Origin of the sequence: Agrobacterium cavarae, assembly GCF_004310285.1 — a bacterium.
Lineage (GTDB): Bacteria > Pseudomonadota > Alphaproteobacteria > Rhizobiales > Rhizobiaceae > Agrobacterium > Agrobacterium cavarae.
In genome coordinates, this window is sequence record NZ_SISF01000032.1 from 111,746 (window position 1) to 135,094 (window position 23,349).

Genomic DNA, 23,349 nt, shown 5'->3' on the forward strand with positions numbered 1-23,349 from the left:
TTTGCCATGATCCCTCGTTATTCCCGGCCGGAAATGGTCGCTATCTGGTCGCCGGAAACCAAGTTCCGCATCTGGTTCGAAATCGAGGCGCATGCCTGCGACGCGCTGGCGGACATCGGCGTGATCCCGAAGGAAGCGGCAAAGACCATTTGGGAAAAGGGTGGCGCGGCCGAGTTCGACGTTGCCCGCATCGACGAAATCGAAGCCGTCACCAAGCATGACGTCATCGCGTTCCTCACCCATCTTGCAGAATTCGTTGGTCCGGATTCCCGCTTCGTCCACCAGGGCATGACCTCATCCGACGTGCTCGACACGACGCTGAACATCCAATTGGTCCGCGCTGCCGACCTGCTGATCGCCGGCATGGACCGGGTTTTGACCGCGCTGAAGACCCGCGCCTTCGAGCACAAGAACACCGTCCGTATTGGTCGCAGCCACGGCATCCATGCCGAGCCGACGACGATGGGTCTGACATTTGCGCGCTTCTATGCCGAGATGGACCGTAACCGCGCCCGCCTCGTCAACGCCCGCGCCGAAATCGCCACCGGCGCCATCTCCGGCGCTGTCGGCACCTTCGCCAATATTGATCCATCCGTCGAAGAACATGTGTGCAAGGCCCTTGGTCTGTCGCCGGAGCCCGTCTCCACGCAGGTCATCCCGCGGGATCGTCACGCCATGTTCTTCGCCACGCTCGGCGTCATTGCCTCGTCGATCGAGAACGTCGCCATCGAAATTCGCCACATGCAGCGCACCGAAGTTCTGGAAGCGGAAGAGTTCTTCTCGCCCGGTCAGAAGGGTTCGTCCGCCATGCCGCACAAGCGCAACCCGGTTCTGACCGAAAACCTGACCGGTTTGGCCCGTCTGGTACGCATGTCTGTCGTTCCGGCCTTGGAAAACGTTGCTCTCTGGCACGAGCGCGATATCAGCCACTCGTCTGTAGAGCGCGGCATCGGCCCAGACACCACGATCACGCTCGATTTTGCCCTCAACCGTCTGGCAGGCGTCATCGAGAAGCTGGTGATCTACCCGGAAAACATGTTGAAGAACATGAACAAGTTCCGTGGCCTCGTTCACTCGCAGCGTGTGCTCCTGGCGCTGACACAGGCCGGCGTTTCGCGCGAGGACTCCTATCGCCTCGTTCAGCGCAATGCGATGAAGGTCTGGGAAGAAGGCAAGGACTTCCTCGAAGAACTGCTGTCGGATGAGGAAGTGCGCGCAGCCCTTCCGGAAGAGACGATCCGCGAAAAGTTCGATCTTGGCTACCACACCAAGCATGTCGACACGATCTTCAAGCGCGTCTTCGGCGAGGCTTGATCCTTAGTTCCCGGCAAAGGTAGGAATTGCTCACCTCGGCCAGTACCGAGGTGAGCGCCACTATATTCTGATACCAAAGAACCCTGGAGCTTTGTGAGCGATCCTTTGCTTTGCACCTTGATAACGCCAGCCAACAAACCAAGATAAGCGGCATGAAAGCATCAGAAGCAGATATCCTCATCGTTCCCGGCTACACCAATTCCGGCCCCGACCATTGGCAGACCCGTTGGCAAGAGAAGCTGTCGACAGCACGCCGCGTCGAGCAGGCGGAATGGTCGAAGCCCGTGCGTGAAGACTGGGTCGCTCGCCTTGTCGAGGAGGTGAACGCCTCGACGAAGCCTGTGGTCCTCGTCGCACATTCCCTCGGAGTGCCGACGGTTATGCACGCCTTGCCGGAAATCGCGCACAGAGTGGCTGGCGCAATGCTTGTCGCGCCGCCAGATGTCGCCAATCCCGACATCCGGCCGAAGCATCTGATGACGTTCGGGCCTTATCCTCGCGATCCGCTGCCATTCCCGGCCATCACCATCGCCAGCCGTAACGACCCATTCGGAACGTATGAGCATGCCGATGACATTGCCGCCGCCTGGGGCTCGCTCCTGATCGATGCTGGCATGTCAGGGCACATCAACGCGGAATCGGGCCATGGCCCGTGGCCGGAAGGCACAATGGTCTTTGCTCAGTTCCTGAGCAAGCTCAAGCCTCCGTCGGGCTTTGCGATTCCTGAGAATAAAAGCTGAACAAGATCAGCCCTGTTAGCGGCTGCTTTGGCGAATAGAAAGTAAAACGGAAATGCCGCGCAAGTATACCCTGCGCGGCTTCGGCCTTTCGGCACTTATGTTCAAACATACCGCATGTTGGTTCGTATGGAGAATTGCCGATCTCCATGCATGACGCCAAGGCCCGTCGGATGTTCGAAATACGGAATGAAAGTTCAGGCGGCGCGCTTGCCGTCGAATTGCGCGATCCCATTGCGGAGCTCGTCGGCGGCACAGCGCAGAAGGTTGGTCATCTGATCATGGATGACATCATCGGTAACGCCGACGCCGGCGGCGACGAAATCGTCGTGCAGCTTGTTGAACATCGCGTCGTCGCCTTCGCGGCCGATGGACGCGGCAACGATCTCGCTGGCGTAGGAATTGGCGTCGTCCTTGTGCATTAGGGATGCAGCCCAAAGGCCCATCAACCTGCTGCGCATGCCGTGAAGACGGAAGCTCAGTTCCTCTTCGTGAAAATACAAATTCTCGAGCGCTTTACCGCGTTGTCTCAGACCCATGATTATACCCCGTTTTACTATGTCGTTATTTGCGTCCTCTTGATCGGGACACCACTGTTCTAGAATACAACTATTGAAAAAGCGTAACTTTGAGATGTTGCCTTGGAACAGCCAAAAACAGGGTTGAAGAATTGCAAACAACCGCGTGCCGTCGCATTGTGAAATGGCTTCTTTTCCGCTATGGGACCGCTTCAAGAAACGAAACGACCGCCATCAGCACCGGCGCTAAAACAAGAGATATGTCACTATGAACCGTCGCCGCCGAATCTACGAAGGCAAGGCCAAGATCCTGTATGAAGGTCCGGAACCCGGAACGCTCATCCAGTTCTTCAAGGATGATGCGACTGCTTTCAATAAAAAGAAGCATGAAGTCATCGACGGCAAGGGCGTTCTGAACAACCGCATCTCGGAATACGTCTTCACGCATCTGAACAAGATCGGCATTCCCACCCACTTCATCCGCCGCCTGAACATGCGCGAGCAGTTGATCAAGGAAGTGGAGATGATCCCGCTCGAGGTTGTCGTGCGCAACGTTGCGGCAGGCTCGCTCTCCAAGCGCCTCGGCATTGATGAAGGCGTTGTGCTGCCTCGCTCGATCATCGAGTTCTATTACAAGTCGGATGCGCTGGAAGACCCGATGGTCTCCGAGGAGCACATCACTGCGTTTGGCTGGGCCAACCCCGCCGAACTCGACGACATCATGGCGCTTGCCATTCGCGTCAACGATTTCCTTTCCGGTCTTTTCCTCGGCGTCGGCATTCAGCTCGTCGATTTCAAGATCGAATGCGGCCGTCTGTTCGAAGGCGATATGATGCGCATTATCCTGGCGGATGAAATTTCGCCGGATAGCTGCCGCCTGTGGGATATCGAGACGCAGGAAAAGATGGACAAGGACCGCTTTCGCCGCGATATGGGTGGGCTTGTGGAAGCCTATTCGGAAGTGGCGCGCCGTCTCGGCATCATCAATGAAAACGAACCGATCCGCGGCACAGGCCCGGTTCTCGTCAAGTGAAATCAGGAGACCATCAGGTGATCAAGGCACGGGTGACTGTTACGCTGAAGAACGGCGTTCTCGATCCGCAGGGTAAGGCAATCGAAGGCGCGCTGGGCAGCCTCGGTTTTGACGGCGTGGGCCAGGTCCGTCAGGGCAAGGTCTTCGATCTTGAACTGAACACCACCGACAAGGCCAAAGCCGAAGAAAACCTGAAGGCGATGTGCGAGAAGCTGCTCGCCAACACCGTCATCGAAAACTACGCGATCGCCATCCTCTAGGGCAAGTGTGGTGAACGATGGTTCACCTCCATTGCTCTTAACTCTTTGTTTGACGCATTTTCCATGCAGACCGCAGGCACTCTTGCTGGAAATGCTCTGAATTTCGGAGCCAAGGCCCATGAAATCCGCAGTCGTCCAGCTTCCTGGCCTCAATCGCGACCGTGACATGATCGCGGCCTTGACGAAGATTTCAGGTCAGGCGCCCGTCACCATCTGGCAGACGGAAACCCAGATCCCGGATGTCGATCTGATCGTCATCCCCGGCGGCTTCTCCTATGGCGATTACCTTCGCTGTGGCGCGATCGCCGCCCGCATGCCCGTCATGCAGGCGATCCGCGAAAAGGCTGAACAGGGCGTCAAGGTTCTGGGTGTCTGCAACGGCTTTCAGATTTTGGTCGAGGCCGGCATGTTGCCCGGCGCCTTGATGCGCAATGCCTCGCTCAAATTCGTCTGCCGTGAAGTCAAGCTCGAGGTCGTCAACAACGACACGGAGTTTACCCGCACCTACGACAAGGGCCAGATCATCCGCTCTCCCGTCGCCCATCACGATGGCAACTACTTCGTCGAAGCCGACGAGTTGAAGGCGATGGAAGACAATGGCCAGGTGGTGTTCCGTTACGCCGAAGGTACCAATCCGAATGGTTCGCTGAACGATATTGCCGGCGTCATCAACGACAAGGGCAATGTTCTCGGCATGATGCCGCATCCGGAAAACCTGATCGAAGCGGCGCATGGCGGCAAGGATGGCCGAGGCATATTTGCCTCAGCGCTTGGCGTGATCGCTGCCTGATATGAGACACATCCAGCCGGGCGCATCCGCCCGGCTTTATTTTTGCAGCTCATGCTGGATTGAAGAATGAACCATATCCTTTCTGGACGTTCCATTGGCATTGCCGCTGTGGCCCTCGCTGCACTCGCACTGGCCGCATGCCAGCCAAAGCCTGAGCCCCCAACGGCCGCGTCGCAGGCCGCCCTTCCGGTCATGGAGCGCGTTGCGCTCGGCGCCAATGCCTGCTGGTTCAAGTCTGGCGATCCGGCATTCAAGGCCTATCGCCTGGCACCGGAACTCAACTCCTTCTCCGGTCGCCCCCGTATTCTGCTCGTTCCGCGTAACAGCCCGGAATCACGCCCGATGCTGGTGGTGCAGGCCGAAGGCAATCCGGCAAACCTCCAGGCCTTCGGCCCTGTCATGAACGACGGTCATGCACCGCGCATTTCCGCCGACATCAAGCGCTGGGCCAATGGCGGCAAGGGCTGCTGACAGCCAACCCAAGGGGCCACGACCGATTGTGGTCCCTCTGAAAGCCCCCCGAAAGCCCACGGCGGCTCTGCATCGAGCGCCGTCAACAAGATCATGATTGCCGAAAGCGCATAGACTTGCTTTTTGCCGTTTCTTGCCGCTATTAGCCAAAGCCATCAGCAATTGAATGAGATGGCAGACCCACCATGTCCCTTCCCGATAAAGCCTTCCCAGTATCCTGGGATCAGTTTCACCGCGATGCCCGCGCGCTGGCGTGGCGTCTTGCCGGCCTGAACCAGGAGTTCAGGGCCATCGTCTGCATCACCCGTGGCGGTCTCGTTCCGGCAGCGATCATTTCCCGCGAACTCAACATCCGCCTGATCGACACGGTATGCATTGCCACCCGCCACGATTACCTGAATCAGGGCGATACCGTTCTGCTGAAGGGCATCTCTCCAGAACTGTTGGAAAAGTCCGGTGAAGGCATTCTCGTCGTCGACGATCTGACCGATACCGGCAAGACCGCATTGGAAGTGCGCGAGATGCTGCCAAAGGCGCATTTTGCCTGCGTCTATGCCAAGCCAACCGGCGTTCCGACAATCGACACCTTCGTCACCGAAGTGAGCCAGGACACCTGGATCTATTTCCCGTGGGACATGGGCTTCACCTATCAGGAGCCGATTGCCAAGGGCGCGCCCGGCTGAGCACCACGCAAAATTCACGTCGCGCGAAATCCTGATGGGTTTTGCGCGACGCGGTCCGATCCTGTTTCCCAGATCGCCTTACAAGCCTGCGATCTCTTGCCTCACTCCCCAGGCTCGAGCAGCACCGGCCCAGGGCCCTTGTCCCCCAATATATCTGCCGGATTGCGCAGCGGACATTCATCCGTCGAAAGACAACCACAGCCAATGCAACCGGTGAGCTGATTGCGCAGCCGCGTAAGCCGCGCGATGCGGTCATCCAGTTGCGCTTGCCAATGGGTGGCGAGCCTTTGCCAGTCCTTTCCCGTCGGTGTGCGGCCATCCGGCAGGGTGTTCAGAGCCTGCTGTATCTCCTTGAGCGGGATGCCTGCCCTTTGTGCCACCTTGATGATGGCGATGCGCCTCAGCACGTCGCGCCCATAGCGGCGGTGGTTCGAGCTGTTGCGCCAGCCCTTGATCAGCCCTTCGGCCTCGTAAAAGTGGAGCGTCGAGACCGCCACGCCAGCGCGCTCGGCAACATCGCCGACCGAGAGGTCGCGTACGAGAGGAATCTGCTGAAGTTTTTTCGTCATGCCCGTTGACCTCAACTTTACTTGAGGAACTACCACTTGGAGGTCAACGCTGAAAGGGGGTATCGATCCATGACAGACACAACGCTCTCGCTCCGCATTATTCTGGGCAGCGCCCGTGCCAAGGGCCACATGCGAATTGATCTGCAAAATATGGAGATCAATCACATGCGGTAGTGATCGGGACGGATCACGTATTCCATGCTCGGATGACTGGTTCTTCCATATTGTGTTCGTAGCCCAATACGCTGACAGTTGCGGTATCGAGGACGAAGCTTCTCCCGTGTTCAGGCGGAAGCCCGAGCCACCTGGCTGCCAGCACGCGCAGGAAATGTGAACTTGAAAAGATCAGGATGGTCGTGCCGCTGGCCCTGATATCATGGATAATGCGATCTGCTCGCACACCCACCTGCTCAATGCTCTCACCACCGGGAGCGCCGTCACGGAATAGCTGCCAGCCGGGCGCCGTCTTGTGGATGTCCTTTGTGGTGACGCCTTCATATTGTCCGTAATCCCACTCGTTGAGGTCCGACTTGACAGACATTGCGGACGCAAATCCCGCAAGCTCGCATGTTCTGCGCGCTCGCAAAGACGGGCTCGACCACACCACATCAGGGGTAATCCCTTTCAAGCGCTCGGCGAGCAATCTTGCAGCATTTTCGCCGTTGGGCGTCAGATCGATATCCGACCTTCCGGTATGACGACCGGACACTGACCAGGCAGTCTCGCCGTGTCGGACCAGAAAAATCTGTGGCAGCGATGTTTGCATCGCGTATCCCTTCCATGAGTGTTGATCCGAGGTTAGATAAGCTCGCTCGTCGTTTCAAGATCGTGTTGTCCCGTTCCGTTGCTGGCGTGGGCGCAGGACCCGAAACCTTCCAGGTACCGCTATATCTTGTACCGCATCGCTTCCGCCTGCCCCACGCATCGCTTCCGCCTGCCCCACGCATCGCAAACCTTGTGGATAGGCCAACACTTGTTGCTTGTACGCAACAACGACACGTTCCCAGAATTCCGCCATATCGCTCCTTCCACCACCACAGGCAAGCTTCACGCAAGGTAAGCGGCCAGCCATAATGCGCCGCAAGTGCCTGATATTTATGGAAGGTTTTTCTTTCCCCGTTTTCCACACCCTATCCACACCACATCTTGTGGTAAATGAACCCTTACAAACTAGGCCTTGACGGAATCAGCACGTTTTCTAAAAGTAGATCCATGTTGCGGCGGCAACGGAATCGGCAGGTTCATCTGCGGTTCTCTCCTGTATCAGTTCACGCGATGTCTTGCGTTCCAACCACGAGGGGTGAGGAACGCTGGGGCGTGTCCATGTTCGGGAGCTGCCAAAAACATAAGGCGGGGTCTGGCGACAAGAAACTGTTAATACTATATATAGTATGCTTGCAGCCATCATAACCACGACATAAGGGAACGACATCCAAGGATGATCGTTTCCATTCATCGGCAGACAACTGGTGGCGCATGGCCCATGCGACGCCGGAACGATATTTTGCGCCCGATCAGGCGCCAACGGACAAGGACACCAACGATGCGCATCGAACGCCGCTTTACGAAGCCCGGCCAGTCGCCCTACGCGGAAATCGAATTCCGCAAGGCAATCAGTGAAATCAAGAATCCGGATGGTTCCGTCGTGTTCCGTCTCGCGGATATTGATGTGCCGGCGCAGTTCAGCCAGGTGGCGACCGACGTTCTGGCGCAGAAGTATTTCCGCAAGGCAGGCGTTCCGAAGGTTCTGAAGAAGGTCGAAGAGAATGATGTCCCGTCCTTCCTGTGGCGCTCCGTTGCCGATACGGCTGCCATGAAGGATCTGCCTGAAGCTGAGCGTTATGGCTCGGAAATCGACGCGCGTCAGGTTTTCGATCGCCTCGCCGGCACCTGGGCCTATTGGGGCTGGAAGGGCAAGTACTTCTCGTCCGAAGAAGATGCTCTCGCCTTCCGCGATGAGCTTGCCTACATGCTCGCCACCCAGCGCGTCGCGCCGAACTCGCCACAGTGGTTCAACACTGGCCTGCACTGGGCCTATGGCATCGACGGTCCGGGCCAGGGCCACTTCTATGTCGACCCCTTCACCGGCAAGCTGACCAAGTCCAAGTCCGCTTACGAGCATCCGCAGCCGCATGCCTGCTTCATCCAGTCCGTTGAAGACGACCTCGTCAACGAAGGCGGCATCATGGACCTTTGGGTTCGTGAAGCACGTCTGTTCAAATACGGCTCCGGCACCGGTTCCAACTTCTCCTATCTGCGTGGCGAAGGCGAAAAGCTCTCCGGCGGCGGCAAGTCCTCCGGCCTGATGAGCTTCCTCAAGATCGGTGACCGTGCAGCCGGCGCCATCAAGTCCGGTGGCACCACCCGTCGTGCGGCCAAGATGGTCGTCGTCGATGCCGATCACCCCGATATCGAAGCCTATATCGACTGGAAGGTGAACGAAGAGCAGAAGGTTGCCGCCCTCGTCACCGGTTCCAAGATCGTCGCCAAGCATCTCAAGGCCATCATGAAGGCCTGCCTCAACTGCGAAGGCGATAACGGCGATTGCTTCGATCCTGCCAAGAACCCTGCCCTCAAGCGCGAAATCCGCGCAGCCAAGAAGGATCAGGTTCCGGAAAACTACATCAAGCGCGTCATCCAGTTCGCCCAGCAGGGCTACAAGGATATCGAATTCAAGACCTATGATACGGACTGGGATTCGGAAGCCTACCTCACGGTCTCCGGCCAGAACTCCAACAACTCTGTTTCGTTGAAGGACGACTTCCTGCGCGCTGTCGAAAGCGACGGCGACTGGAACCTCACCGCTCGCCGCGACGGCAGAGTGATGAAGACGCTGAAGGCACGCGACCTGTGGGAGAAGATCTCGCATGCCGCCTGGGCCTCTGCCGATCCGGGTCTGCACTTCAACACCACCATGAACGACTGGCACACCTCGCCAGCCGCTGGTTCCATCCGCGCATCCAACCCATGCTCGGAATACATGTTCCTGGACGATACGGCCTGCAACCTTGCCTCGCTGAACCTCCTCCAGTTCAAGGACGCGGCCACCAAGAAGATCAACATTGCCGATTACGAACATGCGGTGCGCCTGTGGACCGTCGTTCTCGAAGTCTCGGTGATGATGGCGCAGTTCCCATCGCGCCAGATTGCGGAACGCTCCTACGAGTACCGCACGCTCGGCCTCGGCTACGCCAATATCGGCGGCCTGCTGATGTCGTCGGGCATTCCTTATGACAGCGATGAAGGTCGTGCGATTGCAGGTGCCTTGACCGCGATCATGACCGGTGTGTCCTACGCCACGTCTGCTGAAATGGCAGGCGAGCTTGGCCCCTTCCCGGGCTTTGCGCCGAACCGCGACAACATGCTGCGCGTCATCCGCAACCACCGCCGTGCGGCCCAGGGCCTTGCCTATGGTTACGAAGGCCTGTCGGTAAACCCGGTTCCACTGATCCATGCCGATTGCACCGATCAGGAGCTGATCAAGCACGCCGTTGCTGCCTGGGACAAGGCGCTGGAACTTGGCGAGCAGAACGGTTACCGCAACGCCCAGACCACCGTTATCGCACCGACAGGTACGATCGGCCTCGTCATGGATTGCGACACCACCGGTATCGAGCCTGATTTTGCGCTGGTGAAGTTCAAGAAGCTTGCTGGCGGCGGCTACTTCAAGATCATCAACCGTGCGGTTCCGGAATCGCTGCGTTCGCTCGGCTACTCCGAAAGCCAGATCGCAGAGATCGAAGCTTACGCTGTCGGCCACGGCAACCTGAACCAGGCGCCTGGCATCAACCCCGGCTCGCTGAAGTCCAAGGGCTTCACCGATGAGAAGATCGAAGCCGTCAATGGCGCGCTGAAAAGCGCCTTCGACATCAAGTTCGTCTTCAACCAGTGGACGCTCAGCGCTGACTTCCTGAAGGACACGCTGAAGGTTTCCGACGAGCAGCTTTCCGACATCAGCTTCAACCTTCTGGAGCATCTCGGCTTCTCGAAGAAGGACATCGAAGCAGCAAATGTTCACGTTTGCGGTGCGATGACGCTGGAAGGCGCGCCGTTCCTGAAGGATGAGCATCTGTCCGTCTTCGATTGCGCCAACCCCTGCGGCAAGATCGGCAAGCGTTATCTCTCGGTCGAGTCCCACATCCGCATGATGGCGGCGGCACAGCCCTTCATCTCGGGCGCGATCTCCAAGACAATCAACATGCCGAACGATGCCACGGTGGAAGATTGCGGTGCAGCCTACATGCTGTCCTGGAAGCTGGCACTGAAGGCAAACGCGCTTTACCGCGATGGCTCCAAGCTTTCCCAGCCGCTCAACGCTTCGCTGGTGGAAGATGAGGACGACGAGGACGCCATGGAAGAGCTGCTGGCTCAGCCACAGGCAGCCCAGGCCGTCACCATCACCGAAAAGATCGTCGAGCGCATCATCGAGCGCGTCGTTCGCAGCCAGGAAAAGCTGCCGACCCGCCGCAAGGGCTACACCCAGAAGGCCAAGATCGGTGGTCACACCATCTTCCTTCGCACCGGCGAATATGACGACGGCCGTCTTGGCGAAATCTTCCTTGATATGAACAAGGAAGGCTCGGCACTGCGCGCCTTCATCAACAACTTCGCGATTTCCGTGTCGCTCGGCCTGCAATATGGCGTGCCGCTGGAAGAATATGTCGACGCCTTCACTTTCACCAAGTTCGAACCTGCCGGCATGGTCACGGGCAACGACGCGATCAAGAACGCCACGTCGATCCTCGACTACGTGTTCCGCGAACTCGCCATCTCCTATCTCGGTCGCCACGATCTGGCGCATGTCGATACGTCGGACTTCTCCAACACCGCACTTGGTCGCGGCGTGTCCGAAGGCAAGGCAGATGTCGTCTCCAAGGGCCTGACCCGCGGCTACAAGCCAACGCTCGTCTCCAACAATGGAAGCGAACGCGGCTCGGCGGAAATCAAGGGCTCGGCAACGGCAGCCCCTGCCCGCGCCTCGGCCAACGTGACGGCGATTTCCGGCAACGCAGCCCGCAAGCTGGAGGCAACAGTTTCAGTCGCCACATCGGAAGTCGTCGCCTTCAAGCGTGACTATGAGGAACGCGCCCGCGAACTGGCCGAAGAGATTGCAGAAGAAGTGGTCGAAACCGAACAGAGCGCCACCGGCCTCTTCTCGGACAAGGCCGCTGCCGACGCAGCCTCTGCCAAGGCCGACGCCAAGAAGGTGGAAAACGAACGCCGCATGCGCTCGATTGCCCAAGGTTATACGGGCAACATGTGCTCCGAGTGCCAGAACTTCACGATGGTCCGGAATGGGACTTGCGAGAAGTGCGATACTTGTGGCGCGACGAGCGGTTGCAGCTAAAATAGGATTTAGTGGCGTGACTGATTAGTTGTAAAAACGAAAAAAGCCCGAGGAAACCATCCTTGGGCTTTTTTTCTAAAGGAGACAGATCAGTTATTCCAGTAGAGCCAAGAACAACGGAGCTGCGACGACAAAAAATCGGTTGCAGCGGTGAGTTCGCAGCGAATACGCTTCACTAGCTCGATATCAAAAGGCTCTTAAGCCAATGAGACCAAACATTATTGAAATTCGAGACTCAGCTGGAAGCAAAAGCACCAGTATTTGTCGTGAAGCTACGAATTGATGCCCCCAGCCGTCTAATACAAACGATGAGTCGCTAAAGGAGTCTCATGAGGAGTTGTGTTGTTGAAATTCCGTTGGACGCTTCGTTTGTGCGCATCCGTGACGAGAGAGACATTGAGCTTTTCCTCGGCGATGAAGATCAAGCCTCACGGATACTAAACATAATTCCGCCTGGAGTTGGAGGGCAAACCCATCTGATCTACTTACGAGGTGAGATAATACGTGAAAAAGATAATATAATCGTGGTTTATACTAAAGAAGCTAGAGATCTTGAGAGTGCCGTCGAGATTGAGGTTAGTGGCGGCACTGTGAGAAGAGTGTCTGTGGTGTGGCCGTAAGCTCGTTGCCACTTTTTGATTTCTAGCTCTTGTTTACGCCGCCAAACTTCCGGAATTGAATCTCTCGTAATCAGGCCATATCCCAAAGAAAAAGGTCCGCCCAAGCGGACCTTTCTCACCTTCTGAAAACCTACAATCAAATCTCCGGGCAACCGCGCTGGTTGGCGAAGGTGATGGTGTCGGGGCCGCGGCGGGTGTCGCCTTCGACGACCACGCGGCGTGGCGTGATACGGACCACCTCGGGATCGCGCAGGCCGGATGCTCGTGCAGCGGCGCGGGCTTCGCGTTCGCTGCAGCCCGCCATACGTGGCGGACCACGGCGGTCCATGTCGCGGCGGTCGCGGTCGCGATCGCGGATAACCGGGCGGACGCCATCGGGGCCGATCCGCAGCTCCACATCCTGCGCCTGTGCCACGCCGGACACGGCGACGCTTGAAACTGCCATAGTAACAGCAAGTCCCGCAACTTGAATAATCTTCCGCATGTTGCCTCCTCAGTGCCATTACTTCGGCACACATAAATGTTCACCGCGCTATAACGTCGAGACGTCTCACTGGTTCCTTCATGGTTGTTTCACGATGATCTTGGGACGGCACGCAGATCACAATAAAATGCCCCGCCGAAGCGGGGCATAAGAGATTGGTAGTGCGTATTTGAGGATCAACACATCAGGCTGCGACATCCGCCGTGAAAGCCGATTTGATCAGCGTCTTGGTGTAGTCGGCAGACGGCGCGTTGAAGATTGCGTCGGTCTCTCCCTCCTCCACGATTTTCCCATCCTTCATGACGATCACATAATCTGAGATCGCCTTGATCACCGAGAGATCGTGGCTGATGAAGATATAGGAGAGGCCATGCGTCTTCTGCAATTCGCGCAGCAGATCGATCACCTGGCCCTGCACCGAGCGGTCCAGAGCAGAGGTCGGCTCGTCGAGGATGACCACATCCGGTTTCAGGATGATGGCTCTGGCAATCGCGATACGCTGGCGCTGGCCGCCGGAGAATTCGTGCGGATAGCGGTTGCGGGCTGCAGGATCGAGCCCGACCTCCTTCAGCGCTTCGATGGCGCGCTTGTCACGCTCCGCGCGGCTCAATTGCGGCTCGTGGACGAAGAGGCCTTCGGTGATGATCTCGCCCACCGTCTGGCGCGGCGAGAGCGAACCGTAAGGGTCCTGGAACACCAGTTGCAACCGCCGGCGCAGGGGCCGCATGGCTTTGCGATCCAGCCCCGTGATCTCCCTCTTCTCAAAGGTGATCCGTCCCTTGGCATTGGTGAGCCGGAGCAGCGCCCGGCCGAGCGTCGACTTGCCCGAACCGGATTCCCCCACGATGCCAATGGTCTGGCCCTGGCGCAGATTGATATTCACGCCGTCGACCGCTCGAAACACGCTTGCCTTGGAAAGGAAGCCGCCGGGAATGTCGTAATCGACGGTGACATTCTGGCCGGAGAGCACGACTGGCGTGCCGTCTGCCACTGGCGGCTTGTGGCCGCTCGGTTCGGCATCCAGCAGCATCTTGGTGTAGTCCGCCTGCGGGCGTTCGAAGATATCCTCCGTCGTGCCCGCCTCGACCACCTCGCCGCGCCGCATCACCGTGACGCGGTCGGCAAAGTGGCGCACCACGCCAAGATCGTGGGTAATCAGCACTACAGCCATGCCGAAGCGTTGCTGCAGCGACTTCAACAGATCGAGGATCTGCGCCTGGATCGTGACATCCAGTGCTGTCGTCGGCTCGTCCGCAATCAGGATGTCCGGCTCGTTTGCCAGCGCCATGGCAATCATGACGCGCTGGCGCTGCCCGCCGGAAAGCTCATGCGGATAGCTGTCGATGCGGCGCTCCGGATCGGGAATACCGACGAGCTTCAGAAGTTCGAGAACACGGGCGCGCGCCTCGCTCTTGCTGCCGCCACGGTGATGCAGGATCGGCTCGGCGATCTGCGCGCCGATCCGGTAGAGTGGGTCGAGCGAGGTCATCGGCTCCTGGAAGATCATCGTGATCTTCGCGCCGCGGATGGTGTTGAGTTCATCGACCGGAAGGCCGATCAACTCGCGTCCGCGATATTTCGCCGAGCCGTTGATGACGCCATTGGAGGCGAGAAGCCCCATGATGCCCATCATCGTCTGGCTCTTGCCGGAGCCGGATTCACCAACCACGGCAAGCGTCTCACCCTGGCGAACATCAAGATCAATGCCCTTGACGGCATTGACCATGCCGTCCGGCGTGGTGAAATCGACCTTGAGATTGCGAACCGTCAATATGGTTTCAGATGTCGTCATGTCAGCGATCCTTTGGATCAAGTGCGTCACGCAACCCGTCGCCCACGAAGTTGAGGGAGAACAGGGTCAGCACGAAGAACAGAGCCGGGAAGATCAACAGCCAGGGTGCTGACTGCATGTTGTTGGCGCCTTCCGAAATCAGCGCACCCCAACTCGTCAGCGGCGCCTGCACGCCAAGGCCGAGGAAGGAAAGGAAGCTTTCCAGAAGGATGACCTTCGGCACCACCACGGTCACGAAGACGACGACCGGGCCAATGGTGTTGGGGATGATGTGACGGCGGATGATCTGCCAGTCGCTCAATCCCAAAGCCTGTGCCGCACCGACAAATTCCCGTCGCTTGAGCGCAAGCGTCTGGCCTCGGACGATACGCGCCATATCCAGCCACTCCACCGCCCCGATCACCAGAAAGATCAGGATGAAGCTTCGGCCGAAGAACACCACGAGGACGACGACGAGAAAGACGAAGGGCAGCGAGTAGAGGATTTCGACAAAGCGCATCATCACATTGTCGACGCGTCCGCCGATATAGCCGGCCGTCGCGCCATAGACCACGCCGATGCCGAGCGACACGAGGCTTGCCAGAACCCCGACCGCGATCGAAATCTGCCCGCCCAGCATGACACGGGCCAGCATATCACGCCCGTTGGTATCGGTGCCAAAGAAGAAGTATTCCCGGTTCACCTCGCCTTCCAGCTTCAATGTCCGTCCCTCGTCCTCGGTCGCGACGACCTTGGTGTTTTCGAACTCGTTGGCACGGTCGAAATAGCGTGTCGTGCGCGGATCGATGGCGCTGCTGGATGTCACCGTTGCCGTGAAGGTCTGGCCGCTGACGGCAAATTCCTTCAGATCGACACGGGCACGGCCTGCAACGCCTTCCATCACGTCTTGCAGATTGTTCACATCCGGACGTGGCTCCAGGCTCGGCGGCACGGAGACGTAAGATGAGAACACCTGGTCATAGGTGTGGGTGAGGAAATGCGGACCGATGAAGGAAAAGAGCGTGATCAGCACCAGCATGACGGAGCCCGCCATCGCCGCTTTGTTGCGGCGGAAGCGCATCGCTGCCAGCTGGAACAGGCTTCGGCTCTGCACCTCGGCTTGGGGTGGAAGATTGGTCGAAAGATCAGTCATGTCGGACCCTCGGATCGAGAAGGCCGTAGAGAATATCGACCACGAGATTGAAGAGGATGACGAAGATGGCGACGAGAACCACGGTTCCCATGACCAGCGTGTAATCGCGATTGATGGCGCCGAGCACGAAGTAACGGCCCACACCTGGAATGGTGAAGATCGTTTCGATCACGGCAGAACCTGTCAAAAGTGCTGCAGCGCAAGGTGCCAGATAGGAGACGACCGGCAGCATGGCAGCGCGCATGGCATGGAAGACGACCACGCTTCTTGCCGGAAGGCCATAGGCCTTGGCGGTGCGAATATGGTCCATGCGCAGAGCTTCGATCATCGCACCACGCGTCAGACGCGCGATCACCGCAAGCTGCGGCAAAGCAAGCGCAATCATTGGCAGGATGAGATAACGCAGCGATCCGTCGCCCCAGCTGCCGGCAGGCAGAAGGCCGAGGAACACAGCAAAGACGAGCGTGAGCACAGGTGCGACAACGAAGTTCGGCACCGTCACACCCACCGTCGAAATCGACATGATGGAGAAATCGAAGGCGCTGTTTTGCCGAAGGGCCGCGAAGGTACCGGCAATGACGCCACCAATTACCGCCAGAAGCAGCGCATAGCAGCCAAGCTCCAGCGAGTAAGGCAGGCCTTTGCCGATCAGCTGCGCGACGGTGTTATCCTTGTAAATATAGCTCGGACCAAAATCGCCTGTCACTGCATTGCGCAGATAAATCAGATACTGACGCCACAATGGTTCATCCAGATGATAAGTCCTCATCAGGTTTTCCATCGTTTGTGGCGGCAGGGGCCGTTCAAGGTTGAACGGACCGCCCGGTGCAAAACGCATCAGGAAAAAGGAAATGGTGACGACGATAAACAGCGTCGGCACCGCGCTCGCCAAACGGCGCAGAACAAATGAAATCATGGCTTTTCAGGCTCCGGGGCATGGCACGGCGGTCTTATTCAGCCGCCGTGCCAGCGCTGCTTATTCGGAAACGCTCAGAAAGCGGCTCAAGTGTTCATTGGCAGCGTTGTCGTGCCAACCCTTGACGCGATCCGATACGAGCCAGAGATCGGCCTGGGTCAGAAGCGGTGCCACCGGCTGTTCCTTCATCAGGATCGTTTCAGCCTCATGCAGCAGATTGGAGCGGGCAGCCGGGTCCTTCTCCTCGTAAGACTTCTTCATCAACGCGTCGTATTCCGCGTTGTTGAACTTCGCATAGTTGAAGGTCTTGTTAGAGGAAATGGAGAGTGCCAGGAAGTTTTCCGCGTCTGCGTAGTCGGCGACCCAGCCGGCACGCGCGACATTGTACTTGCCGCCTTCCTGCAGGTAGCCATAGTGCGACGCCACGTCGAGGTTCACCAGGGACACATTGGCACCAAACGTGTTCTTCCACATATCGGCGATGGCGGTTGCCACGCGCTCGTGGTTCGGGTTGGTGTTGTAGCGGATTTCGATAGAGAGCGGCTTGCCACCTCCACCGTAACCGGCTTCCTTCATCAGCTTGAGGGCTTCGTCTTCACGATCGAGCTGGGACAGGGTTGCGAAATCGGCCTTGGCCGGCTCGCCGTAGGAGTCCATGCCGGGCGGCACCATGGAATAGGCTGGAACCTGCGATCCGCTATAGATTTCCTTCGCCAGGAAGTCGCGATCGACAGCCATGGAGAGCGCACGACGAACGCGAACGTCGCTATAGGGCGCTTCGCGCGTATCGAAAGTGTAGTAGTAGGTTGCAAGTGTGGGCGACACATGGACCTGCTCGCCATAGGCTTTGCGCAGGCGATCGAGCTGATCGGCGGAGAAGTTGTAGGCGAGATCCATTTCCTTCGCCTCGAAGCGACGAACCGAGGCTGCCTGGTCGTCGATCGGGTAGAAGATCACCTTGTCGATCTTGGTATTGGCAGCGTCCCAGAAGTTCGGGTTCTTCACCACGGTCAGGCTGTCATTGGGAACATGCGACTGCAGCGTATAGGCGCCGTTCGAGACCATGACGCCCGGCTTGACGAAGTCCTTGCCGTTCTTGTCGAAGCTTGCCTTGGAGACGGGCAGTGCCGTCTGGTGCGCGAGAAGCTCTAGGAAGAAGGGTGTCGGGCGCTCAAGGGTAATTTCGAGCGTCTTGTCGTCCACCGCCTTCACACCAAGCTGATCGAGCGACAACTCGCCCTTGTTGATCTTTTCGGCATTTTTGATGGGATAAAGAATATTGGCGTATTTGGCAGCCGTCTTCGGGTCCTGAACGCGCTGATAGGAGAACACGAAGTCCTCTGCGGTAACCGGAGAGCCATCCGACCACTTCGCATTGTCGCGCAGCTTGAATGTATAGACGGTGCCATCATCCGACAGCTTCCAGCTTTCGGCTGTGCCGGGCACAATCTTGCCGGCGGAGTCATAAATCGTCAGACCTTCATAGAGGTCCTTCAGGATGAAGGCTTCGATATTGATCGAGGTCTGTGCCTGATCGAGAGTTTGGGGTTCCCCCGGATTACCGCGATGCAGAACGGTTTCAGCAAGAGCGGAACTGGCGCCAATCAGAAGTGAGCCGAGAAGAATTGCGGCTCGCGTTGTCGTTTTAAACGAAATCATTTTTTTAATGCTCCCAGACAGTTTGAGAGGCCTAAAACAAGGGCAAATTGGCTTGACGCGCAACCCCCAATATTTTCAGCCACTTCAAGCCTGCCTTTTGAGCAGGCAATACTTATGAATGCGCAACAATGCGGCAAGGCAAAATATCTTGGAAAAATATCGGGATACGCGACGTCGTAATCGGTCAAGCTGACTGACAAATTTCGTCTAGATATGGCGTCCGCCTGTGGAAAACGATGAACGGGGAAGCGCAAATAGAGCCCACCTTTTAGAGAATCCTCTGCCGACAGGCTGATGGGGAAGAGAGTGAAGGGCGCTTGAGCGGCTTTCGTTTTTGGCTAAACTGAAACAAAACGAAAAGATTTTAGGGGGTCATTCAATGTTTTTCAGCGCGCGTCAAACCGAGATCATAGAGCTTGCCAAGTCCGAAGGACGAGTGCTGGTCGAATACCTCGCGGCACGCTTTTCCGTTACGCCGCAGACGATCCGCAAGGACTTGAACGAACTCTGCGAAAACAGAACGCTGAATCGCATTCACGGCGGCGCGATTTTCCCGAATGGCACCGAAAATATGCGCTACGAGGCGCGCCGTTCGATTGCCGCGAGCGAAAAGCAGGCCATCGGCAAGGCGGCAGCGAACATTATTCCCAACAAGTCCTCCCTCTTCATCAATATCGGCACGACGACGGAGGCGGTGGGCGATGCGCTGCTCGATCATCAGGAACTGATGGTCATCACCAATAATATCAATGTCGCAAACCGGCTGCGTATCTTCCCTTCCATCGAGGTCATTATAGCCGGCGGCGTCGTGCGCGGAACCGATGGCGGCATTGTTGGCGAGGCGGCAGTGGACTTCATTCGTCAGTTCAAGGTGGATTATGCGGTGATCGGCGTTTCCGCAATCGATCAGGACGGCGCTCTACTGGACTACGACTTTCGGGAGGTGAAGGTAGCCCAGGCCATCATCGCCAATGCGCGCCATGTGATCCTTGCCAGCGACTCAAGCAAATTCGACCGCACAGCCCCCGTCCGTATCGGCCATCTCTCGCAGGTTCAGACCTTTATTACAGACCATTGCCCATCGGAGTCGATACGAGACATCTGCCGGGAAGCGGGAGTCGAGCTGATCGAAACAACCCCACGAGAGACAGACATCATAGACGATAGTTTCGTTTGACATTCGCTTTCAGTTCCTTTTATTTTCCCTTTAACAAAAAATGCTTCGCCTTTAAGGCGCAAGACAGCAGGGAGTGGTGACAGGTGGCTCAAGAGGCGGTTCGCGACATCTTCGTGATCGGCGGCGGTATCAATGGCTGCGGCATCGCGCGTGATGCGGCTGGCCGGGGTTATTCCGTCACGCTGGCCGAGATGAAGGACTTTGCTTCCGGCACGTCCTCCGGCGCCACCAAGCTGATCCATGGCGGCCTGCGCTATCTCGAACATTATGAGTTCCGTCTCGTGCGTGAAGCCTTGATGGAACGCGAAGTTCTGTGGGCGATGGCGCCCCATATCATCTGGCCGATGCGCTTCGTTCTGCCCTTCCACAAGGGTGGCATTCGCCCCGCTTGGCTGATCCGGCTCGGTCTCTTCCTCTACGATCACCTCGGCGGTCGCAAATTGCTGCCTGCCACCAAGTCTCTCGACATGCGCCGCGATCCGGCTGGCAAGCCGTTGAAGCCGCTCTTCACCAAGGCCTTCGAATATTCCGACGGCTGGGTGGATGACGCGCGTCTCGTGGTGCTGAACGCACGCGACGCGGCAGACCGCGGCGCGGACATCATGAACCGCTCGAAGGTAACTTCGGTCCGGCGCGAAAACGGGCTTTGGACCATCAACGTCCAGAACATCGAAAGCGGCGACGTGAAAACCGTGAAGGCGCGGATGCTGGTCAATGCGGCCGGTCCGTGGGTGGATCAGGTATTGTCCAACGCGGCGGGCAAGAACCAGGTTCATAATGTGCGCCTCGTTCAGGGCAGCCATATCGTCGTGAAGAAGAAATTTGACGACCCCCGCGCCTATTTCTTCCAGAACCCCGACAACCGCATCATCTTTGCCATCCCTTACGAAACCGATTTCACCCTGATCGGCACCACCGACCGGGACTATGACGGCGACCCGTCGCAGGTGAGGATCAGCGAAGAGGAAACGGATTATCTCTGCAAGGCGGCCAGCGAGTATTTCGCCGAGCCCGTGACGAAGGACGATATCGTCTGGACCTATTCCGCCGTTCGCCCGCTCTATGATGACGGGGCATCCAAGGCCCAGGAAGCAACACGCGATTACGTGTTGAAGCTTGAACAGAACACCGGCGAGCCACCACTGCTCAACGTTTTTGGTGGCAAGCTCACAACCTATCGTCGTCTTGCCGAACATGCGCTGGAAAAGATCAACGAAGCGATCGGCACCAAGGGTTCGCCCTGGACCGCGAAGAGTTCGTTGCCCGGCGGCGATTTTGCACCGACCGGCTACGAAGCTGAAGTGGCCAAACTGAAGGCCCGCTACGGTTTTCTTTCGGATCGCCATGCCCGTCGGCTGGTCCGCCTTTACGGAACGAAAGCTGCCGTCTTCCTGGGAGATGCAACCGGTGTGGAGGCACTGGGCAGGCATTTCGGCGGGGATCTTTACGAGCGCGAAGTTACCTGGCTGATGGAACAGGAATGGGCCAGAACCAGCGAGGACGTGCTCTGGCGTAGAACGAAGCAGGGCCTGCATTTTTCCCGGGAGGAAGTTGCAGCGCTCAACGACTACATGACGACAAAGGCTGCCTGAGACGACTGATTTGGACGCGCCGCGACGGCGCAGCATAAGACGTATTGATTGCAGACATCTTGCCGGTGGAGGAGGCCGCGGGACAGAATGCTTGAATTGCGCAACATCGCGAAGATGGTGGGCGGGGATTATCACATCTACCCCACCAATCTGACACTCAAGCGGGGCACGCTGAATGTCCTGCTTGGACCGACCTTGTCTGGCAAGACGTCGCTGATGCGACTGATGGCAGGCCTCGACAAACCGACCGAGGGCTCGCTGGTCTTTGATGGCACCGACGTCACCGGCAAACGCGTGCAGGATCGCAGCGTTGCCATGGTCTACCAGCAGTTCATCAATTATCCCTCGCTTTCCGTTTACGAAAACATCGCCTCCCCGATGCGGATTGCAAAAAAGGATAGTGCGACGATCGACCGCGAGGTTCGAAAAGCGGCCGACCTGTTGAAATTGACGCCCTATCTGGAGCGGACGCCGCTCAATCTCTCCGGCGGCCAGCAGCAGCGCACCGCACTTGCGCGCGCCATCGTCAAGAATGCCAGTCTCGTTCTCCTGGATGAGCCGCTTGCCAACCTCGATTACAAGCTGCGTGAAGAACTGCGTGAGGAACTGCCAAAGATATTCGCTTCGTCCGGCGCGATTTTCGTCTACGCGACGACGGAGCCCTCGGAGGCACTTCTTCTGGGCGGCAACACTGCGACGATGAACCAGGGTCAGATCACCCAATACGGTCCGACCATCGACATGTATCGCAATCCGGTCGATCTTGTCTCTGCCAGAACCTTTGCCGATCCGCCATTAAACATCGTCGAACTGGTCAAATCAGGCGGTTCCTTCCTGCAAAACGGCCAACCGGCTTTCGCCGTTCCTTCTCACCTTGCCGGCATTCCCGACGGTCCGATAACAGCGGCGTTTCATCCGCATCACCTTTACCCTGACCCAACCAATGCTGCTGCAGCCAAGCTTCAGGCAAAAACGCTGGTCTCGGAAATCGCCGGCTCTGAAAGTTTCATCCATCTCGACTTTGCCGGCCATCGCTGGGTCATGCTGACCCGTGGCATTCTCGACATCGAGCCGGACCGCCAGATCGACATCTATCTCGACACCCGCCATCTCATGGCCTTCGACGTGAATGGCCGCTCCCTTGCAACCCCAAAACTCGCTGCCGCGTGAGGAGATAGAGACATGGCACGTATCAGTCTCGACCATATCCGCCACGCATATAACGCCAAAGCAAAAGCGGCCAACGACTACGCTTTGAAGGAGGTGCACCACGACTGGAGCGATGGGGGCGCCTATGCGCTGCTCGGTCCTTCCGGCTGCGGCAAGACCACCCTGCTCAACATCATTTCCGGCCTCATCCATCCGTCCGACGGCCGCATTCTGTTCAATGGCAAGGATGTGACGAATTTGCCGACCGAACAGCGCAACATCGCCCAGGTGTTCCAGTTTCCGGTGATCTACGACACGATGACGGTTTACGACAATCTTGCCTTTCCGTTGCGAAACCGCGGTGTTTCCGAGCCCGACGTCGATCGCCGCGTCAACGAAATCCTGGAGATGATCGATCTTGGCGCCATGGCCAAGCGCCGCGCTCGCCGCCTGACCGCAGACCAGAAACAAAAGATCTCGCTCGGTCGCGGTCTGGTGCGCAACGACGTCAACGCCATTCTCTTCGATGAACCGCTGACGGTCATTGATCCCCATATGAAGTGGGTGCTTCGTTCACAGTTGAAACGCCTGCACCGCCAGTTCGGCTTCACCATGGTCTATGTCACGCACGATCAGACCGAAGCATTGACCTTCGCCGACAAGGTCGTCGTCATGTATGATGGCCAGATCGTCCAGATAGGCACGCCAGCGGAATTGTTTGAGCGCCCCAGCCACACCTTCGTCGGTTACTTCATTGGCTCGCCCGGCATGAATGTGCTGCCTGTTTCTCTGAACGGCGCGCAGGCTAGGATTAGTGACCAGACGATTGCATTGTCTTCCGCTCCAGACGTCAATGTGGGTGCCAAGACGGAACTAGGCATCAGGCCTGAATTCATCTCGCTTGGCCGCGACGGCATGCCGGTCTCAATCACCAAGGTCGAGGACCTTGGCCGCCAGAAGGTGGTGCGTTCCAGCTTTGCCGGCCAGCCGCTGACGATCGTAGTCCCGGAGGACGGTGAAATCCCAGCAGACCCGCGCGTGACCTTCGATCCGAGGGCCATCGGCATCTATGCCGATAGCTGGCGCGTGGGAACAGGAGCCTGAGC

General features: G+C 57.8%; 20 protein-coding genes. 12 read left to right on the top strand and 8 right to left on the bottom strand.

Translation table 11 applies throughout. From position 1 onward, the window contains the following. Positions 1–6 precede the first annotated feature (6 nt). Positions 7–1,314: an adenylosuccinate lyase gene (gene purB / locus EYC79_RS16515; protein ID WP_062424242.1), complete on the top strand. Its 1,308-nt coding sequence runs from the start codon at positions 7–9 to the stop codon at positions 1,312–1,314. A 152-nt stretch (positions 1,315–1,466) separates the two neighbouring features. Continuing rightward, positions 1,467–2,054 carry an RBBP9/YdeN family alpha/beta hydrolase gene (locus EYC79_RS16520; RefSeq protein ID WP_130978670.1) on the top strand — a complete coding sequence of 196 codons (588 nt, stop codon included), beginning with the start codon at positions 1,467–1,469 and terminating at the stop codon, positions 2,052–2,054. Between the two features lie 194 nt (positions 2,055–2,248). Here EYC79_RS16520 and EYC79_RS16525 read toward each other — a convergent pair whose 3' ends face one another. Next, the gene (locus tag EYC79_RS16525) at positions 2,249–2,590 is read right to left on the bottom strand and encodes an ATPase inhibitor subunit zeta (RefSeq protein WP_111847114.1); all 342 of its coding nucleotides are present in this window, start codon (positions 2,588–2,590) and stop codon (positions 2,249–2,251) included. Between the two features lie 247 nt (positions 2,591–2,837). Here EYC79_RS16525 and purC point away from each other — a divergent pair, with 247 nt between their 5' ends. The 5 genes from purC to gpt all read left to right on the top strand — a co-directional run bounded on the left by purC (position 2,838) and on the right by gpt (position 5,806). Beyond that, entirely contained in the window at positions 2,838–3,602 is a 765-nt protein-coding gene (gene purC, locus EYC79_RS16530) for a phosphoribosylaminoimidazolesuccinocarboxamide synthase (protein WP_027673419.1), read from the top strand. A 17-nt stretch (positions 3,603–3,619) separates the two neighbouring features. After that, positions 3,620–3,862 (top strand): phosphoribosylformylglycinamidine synthase subunit PurS, encoded by a 243-nt coding sequence (purS, locus tag EYC79_RS16535; protein ID WP_062441600.1) that lies wholly within the window; start codon positions 3,620–3,622, stop codon positions 3,860–3,862. 118 nt (positions 3,863–3,980) lie between these two features. After that, positions 3,981–4,652: a phosphoribosylformylglycinamidine synthase subunit PurQ gene (gene purQ / locus EYC79_RS16540; protein WP_062424238.1), complete on the top strand. Its 672-nt coding sequence runs from the start codon at positions 3,981–3,983 to the stop codon at positions 4,650–4,652. 66 nt (positions 4,653–4,718) lie between these two features. After that, positions 4,719–5,123 carry a hypothetical protein gene (locus EYC79_RS16545; RefSeq protein WP_130978671.1) on the top strand — a complete coding sequence of 135 codons (405 nt, stop codon included), beginning with the start codon at positions 4,719–4,721 and terminating at the stop codon, positions 5,121–5,123. 185 nt (positions 5,124–5,308) lie between these two features. Beyond that, positions 5,309–5,806, top strand: a complete 498-nt coding sequence (gpt, locus tag EYC79_RS16550; RefSeq protein ID WP_062424236.1) for a xanthine phosphoribosyltransferase — start codon at positions 5,309–5,311, stop codon at positions 5,804–5,806. 101 nt (positions 5,807–5,907) lie between these two features. Here gpt and soxR read toward each other — a convergent pair whose 3' ends face one another. Further along, entirely contained in the window at positions 5,908–6,375 is a 468-nt protein-coding gene (soxR, locus tag EYC79_RS16555) for a redox-sensitive transcriptional activator SoxR (protein ID WP_112357923.1), read from the bottom strand. Positions 6,376–6,562: 187 nt separating this feature from the next. Then, entirely contained in the window at positions 6,563–7,141 is a 579-nt protein-coding gene (locus tag EYC79_RS16560) for a histidine phosphatase family protein (RefSeq protein ID WP_130978672.1), read from the bottom strand. Between the two features lie 777 nt (positions 7,142–7,918). Between EYC79_RS16560 and EYC79_RS16565 the strand changes: the two genes are divergently transcribed. Then, the gene (locus EYC79_RS16565; protein ID WP_130978673.1) at positions 7,919–11,722 is read left to right on the top strand and encodes a vitamin B12-dependent ribonucleotide reductase; all 3,804 of its coding nucleotides are present in this window, start codon (positions 7,919–7,921) and stop codon (positions 11,720–11,722) included. Positions 11,723–12,478: 756 nt separating this feature from the next. On the opposite strand, the gene EYC79_RS16570 is transcribed toward EYC79_RS16565, so the two are convergent. From EYC79_RS16570 to EYC79_RS16590, 5 genes are all read right to left on the bottom strand, one after another. Further along, positions 12,479–12,826, bottom strand: a complete 348-nt coding sequence (locus EYC79_RS16570; protein WP_062441615.1) for a hypothetical protein — start codon at positions 12,824–12,826, stop codon at positions 12,479–12,481. Positions 12,827–13,010: 184 nt separating this feature from the next. Then, complete coding sequence (locus EYC79_RS16575; RefSeq protein WP_130978674.1) at positions 13,011–14,618, bottom strand: ABC transporter ATP-binding protein; 1,608 nt, start codon at positions 14,616–14,618, stop codon at positions 13,011–13,013. Position 14,619: 1 nt separating this feature from the next. Beyond that, positions 14,620–15,750, bottom strand: coding sequence for an ABC transporter permease (locus tag EYC79_RS16580; protein ID WP_130978675.1), 1,131 nt, complete (start codon positions 15,748–15,750; stop codon positions 14,620–14,622). Beyond that, positions 15,743–16,666 (bottom strand): oligopeptide ABC transporter permease OppB, encoded by a 924-nt coding sequence (oppB, locus tag EYC79_RS16585; protein WP_062424177.1) that lies wholly within the window; start codon positions 16,664–16,666, stop codon positions 15,743–15,745. The genes EYC79_RS16580 and oppB overlap by 8 nt, the downstream gene beginning before the upstream one ends. Before the next feature lie 60 nt (positions 16,667–16,726). After that, on the bottom strand, positions 16,727–18,325 hold the full coding sequence (locus EYC79_RS16590; RefSeq protein ID WP_130978676.1) for a peptide ABC transporter substrate-binding protein: 1,599 nt from the start codon (positions 18,323–18,325) through the stop codon (positions 16,727–16,729). Between the two features lie 379 nt (positions 18,326–18,704). On the opposite strand from EYC79_RS16590, the gene EYC79_RS16595 reads away from it, so the two are divergent. From EYC79_RS16595 to EYC79_RS16610, 4 genes are all read left to right on the top strand, one after another. Further along, the gene (locus tag EYC79_RS16595; RefSeq protein ID WP_130978677.1) at positions 18,705–19,502 is read left to right on the top strand and encodes a DeoR/GlpR family DNA-binding transcription regulator; all 798 of its coding nucleotides are present in this window, start codon (positions 18,705–18,707) and stop codon (positions 19,500–19,502) included. 83 nt (positions 19,503–19,585) lie between these two features. Further along, positions 19,586–21,094: a glycerol-3-phosphate dehydrogenase gene (glpD, locus tag EYC79_RS16600; RefSeq protein WP_130978678.1), complete on the top strand. Its 1,509-nt coding sequence runs from the start codon at positions 19,586–19,588 to the stop codon at positions 21,092–21,094. A gap of 87 nt (positions 21,095–21,181) precedes the next feature. After that, positions 21,182–22,264, top strand: coding sequence for an ABC transporter ATP-binding protein (locus tag EYC79_RS16605; RefSeq protein ID WP_130978679.1), 1,083 nt, complete (start codon positions 21,182–21,184; stop codon positions 22,262–22,264). Between the two features lie 12 nt (positions 22,265–22,276). Then, the gene (locus EYC79_RS16610) at positions 22,277–23,347 is read left to right on the top strand and encodes an ABC transporter ATP-binding protein (RefSeq protein WP_130978680.1); all 1,071 of its coding nucleotides are present in this window, start codon (positions 22,277–22,279) and stop codon (positions 23,345–23,347) included. Positions 23,348–23,349: the final 2 nt, after the last annotated feature.